A 7,897-nucleotide genomic window follows, 5' to 3' on the forward strand; every position below is an offset into this window, starting at 1 on the left:
TCCGCAGCGGCTTCTCCATGACCGAGCCGGCTGTCGCCAGCAGCGACGCCCGCAACATCCAGACGTCCATCGTTCGCGACGGCGGCGACTACGTGATCAACGGCCGTAAGTGGTGGACCTCAGGCGCGGCCGACCCGCGCTGCAAGATCCTGATCGTGATGGGCCGCACCAACCCCGACGCGGCCAGCCATCAGCAGCAATCGATGGTTCTGGTGCCGATCGATACGCCGGGCGTGACCATCGTCCGCTCGACGAGCGTCTTCGGTTTTCAGGACCAGCCCGGGCACTGCGAGATCATCTACGACAACGTCCGGGTGCCCGCCACCAATCTGCTAGGCGAAGAGGGCGGGGGCTTCGCGATCGCTCAGGCCCGACTTGGCCCGGGCCGCATCCACCACTGCATGCGTGCGCTCGGTGGCTCCGAACGGGCGCTGGCCCTGATGGTGGATCGTGCTTCCAAGCGGGTGGCGTTCGGCCGCCCGCTGGCCGAACAGGGCGTGGTGCGGGAGCAGATTGCCAAGTCCCGCAACGAGATCGACCAGGCCCGACTGCTCTGCGAGAAGGCCGCCTGGACGATCGACCAGCACGGCAACAAGGCCGCCCACACGCTGGTCTCGCAGATCAAGGCGGTCGCCCCGCAGGTGGCCTGCAACGTCATCGACCGCGCGATCCAGGTGCACGGAGCCGCCGGGGTCAGCGAGGACACGGCGCTGGCCCGGCTGTACGCCTGGCACCGGGCCATGCGGCTCTTCGACGGACCCGACGAGGTGCACATGCGGACCATCGCCCGCGCCGAGCTCGGCCGGGAGAAATCCCCGCTCGCCGCGGCGGTCACCGCACATGACTGAAGCACTGCGGGAACTGTCGGGCGCCTGGAACTTTCGTGACGTCGCCGACGGAGCCGGCGCGCTGCGGCCCGGCCGGCTGTTCCGGTCCGGCGAGCTGAGCCGGCTCGACGACGAGGGCCGGGATACGCTGCGCGAGTTGAGGATTACCGATGTCGCCGATTTGCGCGCCGCGCGTGAGGTCGCCCGGCGCGGACCCGGATTGGTGCCCGACGGCGTCGAGATCCACCTGCTGCCGTTTCCCGACCTCGGCGACGAGGTGCCGATCGCGGACGACGCACCGCACGAGACCGCGTTTCGCCGCCTCTTCGAGGGCGATCCCGACCAGTCCGACGAGGAAGTCAACGAGGCCGCCGTTCGGCACATGACCGACGAATACCGGCAATTCCCCACCCGCAACGGGGCGCAACGCGCTGTGTACCAAGTCTTTTCGTTGCTCGGGGCGGGCCACCCAGTGCTGACGCACTGCTTCGCGGGCAAGGACCGTACCGGTTTCGTGATCGCCACGGTGCTGGAGACGATCGGCATCGACCGCGACACCATCGTCGCCGATTACCTCCGCAGCAATGCCGCGGTACCCCAACTGCGCGACCACATCTACGAAATGATCCAGCAGCGATCCGACGTCGAATTAACCCCGGAGGTAGTCACGTTCACCAAGGCGCGGCTGGCCGACGGTGTCCTGGGCGTCCGCCCGGAGTACCTGGCGGCCGCACGCGAAGCCATCGACGCGCAGTTCGGGTCGCTGGACGCCTACCTGCGGGATGCAGGCGTCATGCAGGCGGATGTGGACCGCCTGCGCAACGAACTGCTTGTCTGACTCCCCGGGTCTTAACCGAGCTTGAAGTCGGCCTGCTTCGCCGCGGACAGGTCTGCGATCTCGTCCCACCGCCCGGCGATGTCCTCCACCGTCGGCGGCTTGTCGAAGTTGATGCCGTCGTTCTGGAACAGCGCGACCCGCTGCACCTTGCCACCGCCGACCACGAAAACCGAAGCGCTGTTGGGATTTTCCTCGGTGCACAGGTAGGCCACCACCGGCGCGACATATTCGGGGGTGAGCTTTTCGAGCACCTCCTTGGGCAGGATGTCCTCGGTCATCCGGGTCGCCGCGATCGGCGCGACCGCGTTGGCGTGGATGTTGTACTTGGCTCCCTCGAGCGCCAGTGAGTTGATCAGGCCGACCAGGCCGAGCTTGGCCGCGCCGTAGTTGGTCTGACCGAAGTTGCCGAACAGGCCACTGGTCGAGGTGGCGACGACCACGCGGCCGTAGCTCTGCTCACGGAAGTGCGGCCACGCCGCGCGGATGACGTTGTAGCCGCCGTACAGGTGCACCTTGAGCACCGCGTCCCAGTTCTCGAACGACATCTTGTGGAAGGTGCCGTCGCGCAGGATGCCCGCGTTGCTCACCACGCCGTGGATCGCACCGAACTCGTCGAGCGCTGTCTTGATGATGTTCTCGGCGCCCTCGGGCTCGGCGACGCTGTCGTAGTTGGCGGCCGCGCGGCCACCAGCGTCCTTGATCTGCTTGACCACTTCGTCGGCCATGTTGTGGCCGGCACCGGTGCCGTCGCGGGCTCCACCGAGGTCATTGACGATGACGCTGGCGCCCTCCTTGGCGAGGGTGAGCGCGTATTCGCGCCCCAATCCCCCGCCGGCTCCGGTCACGACGATGACGCGATCTTGCACTCCTGGCATCAGGTTCCTCTCTGCTGTGAAAAGTTGGGTCTAGCTCGGGATTTGGCGAAGCCGGGGCGTCAGAACAGCCGGCGGGCCATCTTCATGGCCCGCTCGGTGTACGGCGGGTAGATGAAGCTCGACAGGTCCGGCCGGGTCGGCTTGGTCAGCACCGACTTGCGGTGGCTGAACTCCTCGAACCCGAAGCGGCCGTGGTAGGCACCCATGCCCGATGCGCCGACGCCGCCGAACGGCAGCTTGGCCGTCGAGACCTGGAAGGCGAGGTGGTTGACCAGCATGCCGCCGGCGGGAACCTCTTTGATCACCCGCTCACGGGTCTCGCGCGTCTTGGTGAACAGGTAGGCGGACAACGGCTTTGGCCGCGAGTTCACGAATCGTATTGCGTCGTCCAGGGATTGGACGGTGACCACCGGAAGCACCGGCCCGAAGATCTCGTTCTGCATCAACGGCCCGTCCGGGTCGGGGTCGAGCACGACGGCGGGCTGGATGCGCAGAGTCGACGGGTCACACTCGCCGCCGACGATGACCTTGCCGTCCTTGCTCGCCAGGTAACCGCTGATCCGGTCGAACTGACGCTGATTGACGATCCGCATCCCGTTCGGCTTGTCGGCGGTGAACTTCTTGACGGCGTCGCCGATCTTGCTCACCAGCTCGTCGCGAATCTTGGCGTCCGCTAACACATAGTCGGGTGCGACGCAGGTCTGGCCGGCGTTCAGCAGCTTCATCCACGCGATCCGCTTGGCGGCCACTTCCACGTCGGCGTCGGCCGCGACGATCACCGGGCTCTTGCCGCCGAGTTCCAGCGTGCACGGCGTCAGGTGCGGCGCCGCGCCCTCGTAGACCTTGCGGCCGATCTCGGTGCCGCCGGTGAACAGCACGCGGTCCAGGCCTTGGGCGATGAGCTCCTGGCTCACAGCACCGTCGCCCTCGACCACCGCGATCGCGTCGTTGTCGAGATAGCGCGGCACCAGCTCGGCCATCAAGTGTGCGGACGCGGCGGCGATCTCCGAGGGCTTGAGGATGACGGTGTTGCCCGCGGCGATGGCGCCGACGGCCGGACCCAGCGTCAGGTAGAACGGGTAGTTCCAGGCGCCGATGATCAGGACGGTGCCATACGGCTCGTACTCGATCCAGCCGCGGCCGGGAAGCTGCGCGGCCTCGAGCAGTTGGTATTTGCGGCGGGTCCATTTCCGGACGCGCTTGGCCGCATATTTCGCTTCGCCGGCCGTGGTGGCGACGTCGGCGATGAACGACTCGAACGTGCTGCGATCCAGGTCCTCTTCGAGAGCGGCGGCGATGGCGGCTTCGTTCTCTTCCATCAACTTCGCCAACTGCAGCAGCTGGCGCTTGCGCCACTCGATGTCACGAGTCCGCCCGCTGGCGAACGTCTTGCGAAGCCGGGCTACCGTCGCGGGGACGTCGACGGGCGCAGCTTTGGAAACAGCCGCCGCGCCGTTCTTGGAGTCCGAAGTCTTTGGTGCAACCGATTCGGTGGTCATCATTGTCCTTCCCGAGCACAGTGGCCCGCTGCACGCGGACGAGGAGCTCATCGGTGATAACCGCGATCCTAACCATCGGAGTTGGGAGAGCTGGAGAAAGGATCCTCACCGCAGGGTTACTTGACGCAGGGGATGTCGGCCGCGCTCATCTGGCTGAGATCCGTCGGCGCCGGCGCGCGCGTGCCGGTGCCGGTCGCGGCCACCGCCGTCACCTGCCCGGATGCCGCACTGTCCGCGCCGGTCCCCGGATGCGTGATGTAGTCGCTGGCGGGAAACTGCGCTCCGACGGTCAGCCGGATCGTTCCTGGAGCCACCGCCCCTCCGGCGGTGGCCGGCAGATGCAGTTGGTCGGCCAGAATCTGCGCGCCGCGGTCCGCTCCGGGGCCGTATTCGATGGAGCTGTCGTCCGCCGGGACCGGCGCGGTGGTGGCGCTGCCGCGGGTGAAGCCGCGGTCGGCGAAGGCTTCCTCGAGCGCGGCGGCAAGCCCGTCGTGCGACGTGGCGTTGACGACATCGAGGGTTACCGGCTCCGGCAGCGCGGGCGGCGACGGCGTGGCCGGCGCATCGGCCGCGGCCGGGGTGTCCGAGAAGAAGCGATCGTGCACGACGCGCCGGATGCTCGGGAGGTCGACGAGATTGATGTCGGACCCGTTGGAGTCCTTGCCGAAACCGGAGATCGGCAGGGTGTAGAGCGACAGCGGCCGCTCGGTCAGTTGACTTGCACGCGACGAGAATTCGACGAGGTCAAGGCCTGCGTCGACGGCGACGTTGTTGCGGGCGACGTCCAGCAGCTTGCGCAGACCGCTCACGCTGGACAGGGTGCCGCCGGCCCGGGCCGCCTTGATCAGCGACACCAGGAACGCCTGCTGCCGTCGCGTCCGGTCGAAATCAGTGAAGGAGCCGTCGTTTTCGTCACGCCGCTGCCGCACGAAGGCCATGGCGTCGGATGCGTCGATCCGCTGCACGCCCTGGTGGAAATCCGCACCCGAATAGCTGTCCCGCGTATCGGCGTTGAGGCACACCGTGATCGGCTCGACGACCTTGGCGATTTGGAAGAAGGCGCCCAACGTGACCTCGACGAAGTGGTCGATCGAGATACCCAGGAAGTTGTTGACCGCGCTGATTTCGGCCTTGCGACCCGCCTCACGGGCGGTCTGCTCGCGGACTGTCAGGTCGGTCGCGCCGTCGGAATCGCCCTTGGCCTGGGAATTCAACGACTGCTGATAGGCCAGTCCGTACGCCTGTTTGATCTTGCCCGTGCAGACCGATCCCGGGCAACCGGGCAGGTCCGCATAGTCGTCGCGCGGAATCGACACCGCGGTGACGGGCCCGTCGCCGGCCGAAATATGCACGATGATAAGCACATTCGCGTTGTAACCGCCCGAGGTTTCGTCGCCGGCGTGCAGCGCCTCGTACATCTCCTGCGGTAGCGGCTTGCCGTTCTGATCCAACCGGCTGTCCAGGCCCATCAGCAGGATGTTCTGGTCGGCGCCGAGCGGTGTTGCGAAATCCGGCAATGCGTGCGAGATGATGATCTTGCCCAGCGCCGTGTGGTAACCCGTCCAGCCGATTCCGGTGATGGCCATGACGAGTGCCGAAGCGAGACTGGCGATCAGCCGGCCCTTCAACAGCACCAAGCGCTGCGGTTGCTCAGATCCCGTGTCGCCCATGGTGACTGACCATTGTTCCCGAAGAACCGGTGTATTCCCGGTAACTCGGGCAGCGAGCCGCAGGTAAAGGGCTAACCGGTCAGGGCTTGATCGCCGTCACAAAGCTGTTCAGGAACGGGCGATCGTCGGACCCCGGGGCCCGGCCCAGGCGCTGCCCCTCGTCTCGCGCGTTCAACGTGCTCGTGGTCCAGCCGTGGGTGGCGAACCAGTCGGCACACTCGGGTCGGCCCTCGTCGGAAAACCAGAGGTCGAACGGGTTGAAGGAGGTGTCCTGGCCCCGCGCTTCGCGCTTGGCCTTCAACTCGTGCCACCTCTCTTCGGCCGCGCGGCGCTTGTCCGGGTCCACCCCGAAGTTCTCGACGGCGACCCGGCTGCCCGACCCGCTCAGCGCGTCGATTGAAGCGAACAGCGCTTCCTGCGCCGAAGCCGGCAGAAACGGCAACAGCCCCTCGGCCAGCCACGCGGTCGGTTGGCTCGCGTCGAAGCCCGCGTCGCGCAGGGCCTGCGGCCAATCGTGGCGCAGGTCGACGGGAACCTCGCGCCGGTCGGCGACGGGCGTCGCGCCGTGCCCGGCGAGTGTCTCGGCCTTGTACTCGAGCACCTTGGGCAGGTCGATCTCGTAGACGACTGTCCCGGCCGGCCAGTCCAGGCGGTACGCGCGGGAGTCCAGACCGGCGGCCACGATCACGGCCTGGCGGACGCCCGCGGCAACCGCCTCGGCGAAATACGCATCGAAGAAGTGGGTGCGGACCGCCTGGTAGTTGATCATCTCCTGGGCGCGCATCGCGCCGTCCGGATCGTCGTCAACGTCGGTCCCCGACCACCACGCGGCCACCTGCTCGCGGACTCCCTCGAGCTCGGGCGTGGAGACCAGCGGCTCCGCGAACCGGTCCTGGATGAGCGGCTCTGCGCTGGCCGTCTCCGCGGCACGGGCGAGCGCGACCATCACCGCGGTCGCCCCGACGCTGGTGGCGATGTCCCAGGAGTCGTCCGCGGTACGGGCCATTACAACCGCTCCGCGATCACGAAGTCGGAGAACGCGTCCTTGTCGTCGGCGAGCGGGACATTCTCGATCCAGCGGCCGAGCCGGTGCATGGCGGCCGTCGAATGCTCGGCGGTGGCGCGCCAGCCGTGTTCGTTGAGCCAGTCCGTGACGTCAGCCCGGTGGTCGTCGCGGTACATCAGTTCGCCGACGTCGATGGTCTCTTCGAAGCCGATCTCCGAGGCCACCTTCTTGAACCGCTCGCGCATCTGCTGGCGCCGCTCGTCGGCGTGGTTGGGCGCGGTTTCGGCGGAGACCCGGCTTCCCGCCGGGCTCAGCTCGCCGATCTGGGTGAACAGCCGGTCCTGGGCTTCGGCCGGGAGATACATCAGCAGGCCCTCGGCCAGCCACGCGGTCGGCTGGCTCGAGTCGAAGCCGGCGGCCCGCAGCGCGGCAGGCCAGTCCTGGCGCAGGTCGATGGCGACCTCGCGGCGATCGGCCGAAGGCGATACGCCGTTCTCCGCCAGCGTGGTCGATTTGTAGGCCAACACCTCAGGCTGGTCGATCTCGTAGACAGTGGTGCCCGCAGGCCAGTCCAGCCGATAGGCGCGCGAATCCAGTCCCGAAGCCAGGATGACGACCTGCCGGATTCCGGCGGCGACCGCGTCGTTGAAGTAGGTGTCGAAGAAGTGCGTCCGCACGGCTTGGTAGCCGCGCATGTGGTGCAGGTGCGCCGCCGAATCGGAGTCGAGGGACTCCACCTTGGCCGCGACGTCCGGATCGAGCATGGCCTCCCACAGGACGCCCGCGCCGGAGCTGGTGACCAGGAGCTTGGCGTACGGGTCGCGGATGAGCGGCTGGGGCTGCTCGGTTTCGACGGCGCGGGCGGCGGCCACCATCACCGCGGTCGTGCCGACGCTGGACTTGATGTCCCAGGTGTCGTCGTGGGTGCGCAGTGAACTCATCGTCTTGCTCCTTGGGTCATCGCTCTTTGGGTCACGCGTTGCCGCCGAGACGCGCTCGCAGCAACGTGCTGCGGACCGCCTCGTCGGTGAGGTCGTCGGGGACCGAGCGGCCCAGCCTGGCCATCTCGTCCCGATTGTCCACACTGTGGACGTGCCAGCCGTGGTCCGTCAGCCACTGAGCGGCGTCCGAACGGTCGGGTTCGTGGTAGGTCAGCGCCTGGACGTTGACGTCCAGACCGAG

General features: G+C 67.5%; 7 protein-coding genes and 1 pseudogene. 2 read left to right on the forward strand and 6 right to left on the reverse strand.

Features of this window, described 5'->3' with window-relative positions; all coding sequences use genetic code 11:
* Both JOZ00_RS08620 and JOZ00_RS08625 read left to right on the forward strand, forming a co-directional pair.
* On the forward strand, positions 1-848 hold an 848-nt coding region (locus tag JOZ00_RS08620), incomplete at its 5' end, for an acyl-CoA dehydrogenase family protein (RefSeq protein WP_293342497.1).
* Positions 841-1,665 (forward strand): tyrosine-protein phosphatase, encoded by an 825-nt coding sequence (locus JOZ00_RS08625; RefSeq protein WP_293342499.1) that lies wholly within the window; start codon positions 841-843, stop codon positions 1,663-1,665. The genes JOZ00_RS08620 and JOZ00_RS08625, both read left to right, overlap by 8 nt.
* Positions 1,666-1,676: 11 nt before the next feature.
* Here the strand turns inward: JOZ00_RS08625 and JOZ00_RS08630 are convergent, their stop codons facing one another.
* The 6 genes and pseudogenes from JOZ00_RS08630 to JOZ00_RS08655 form a co-directional block, all read right to left on the reverse strand.
* A complete protein-coding gene (locus JOZ00_RS08630; protein ID WP_293342502.1) occupies positions 1,677-2,540 on the reverse strand; it encodes an SDR family oxidoreductase in 864 nt (287 codons plus the stop codon).
* A 59-nt stretch (positions 2,541-2,599) separates the two neighbouring features.
* Positions 2,600-4,042, reverse strand: coding sequence for an aldehyde dehydrogenase family protein (locus JOZ00_RS08635; RefSeq protein ID WP_293342505.1), 1,443 nt, complete (start codon positions 4,040-4,042; stop codon positions 2,600-2,602).
* A gap of 113 nt (positions 4,043-4,155) precedes the next feature.
* Positions 4,156-5,709 carry an LCP family protein gene (locus JOZ00_RS08640; RefSeq protein ID WP_293342507.1) on the reverse strand — a complete coding sequence of 518 codons (1,554 nt, stop codon included), beginning with the start codon at positions 5,707-5,709 and terminating at the stop codon, positions 4,156-4,158.
* A gap of 79 nt (positions 5,710-5,788) precedes the next feature.
* Positions 5,789-6,715, reverse strand: a complete 927-nt coding sequence (locus JOZ00_RS08645; RefSeq protein WP_293342510.1) for a class I SAM-dependent methyltransferase — start codon at positions 6,713-6,715, stop codon at positions 5,789-5,791.
* Positions 6,715-7,656, reverse strand: coding sequence for a class I SAM-dependent methyltransferase (locus JOZ00_RS08650; protein WP_293342513.1), 942 nt, complete (start codon positions 7,654-7,656; stop codon positions 6,715-6,717). Before JOZ00_RS08650 ends, JOZ00_RS08645 begins: the two co-directional genes overlap by 1 nt.
* A 31-nt stretch (positions 7,657-7,687) precedes the next feature.
* Positions 7,688-7,897: pseudogene (locus JOZ00_RS08655) on the reverse strand (SAM-dependent methyltransferase); the annotation flags it as partial.

The sequence above is a fragment of the Mycobacterium sp. genome, from assembly GCF_019243155.1.
Lineage (GTDB): Bacteria > Actinomycetota > Actinomycetes > Mycobacteriales > Mycobacteriaceae > Mycobacterium.

Excerpts from the sequence above, each read along its gene's own strand:
- JOZ00_RS08635 (WP_293342505.1), bottom strand. The coding sequence starts at position 4,042 with ATGATGACCACCGAATCGGTTGCACCAAAGACTTCGGACTCCAAGAAC.
- JOZ00_RS08640 (WP_293342507.1), bottom strand. The coding sequence starts at position 5,709 with ATGGGCGACACGGGATCTGAGCAACCGCAGCGCTTGGTGCTGTTGAAG.
- JOZ00_RS08630 (WP_293342502.1), bottom strand. The coding sequence starts at position 2,540 with ATGCCAGGAGTGCAAGATCGCGTCATCGTCGTGACCGGAGCCGGCGGG.
- JOZ00_RS08645 (WP_293342510.1), bottom strand. The coding sequence starts at position 6,715 with ATGGCCCGTACCGCGGACGACTCCTGGGACATCGCCACCAGCGTCGGG.
- JOZ00_RS08650 (WP_293342513.1), bottom strand. The coding sequence starts at position 7,656 with ATGAGTTCACTGCGCACCCACGACGACACCTGGGACATCAAGTCCAGC.
- JOZ00_RS08625 (WP_293342499.1), top strand. The coding sequence starts at position 841 with ATGACTGAAGCACTGCGGGAACTGTCGGGCGCCTGGAACTTTCGTGAC.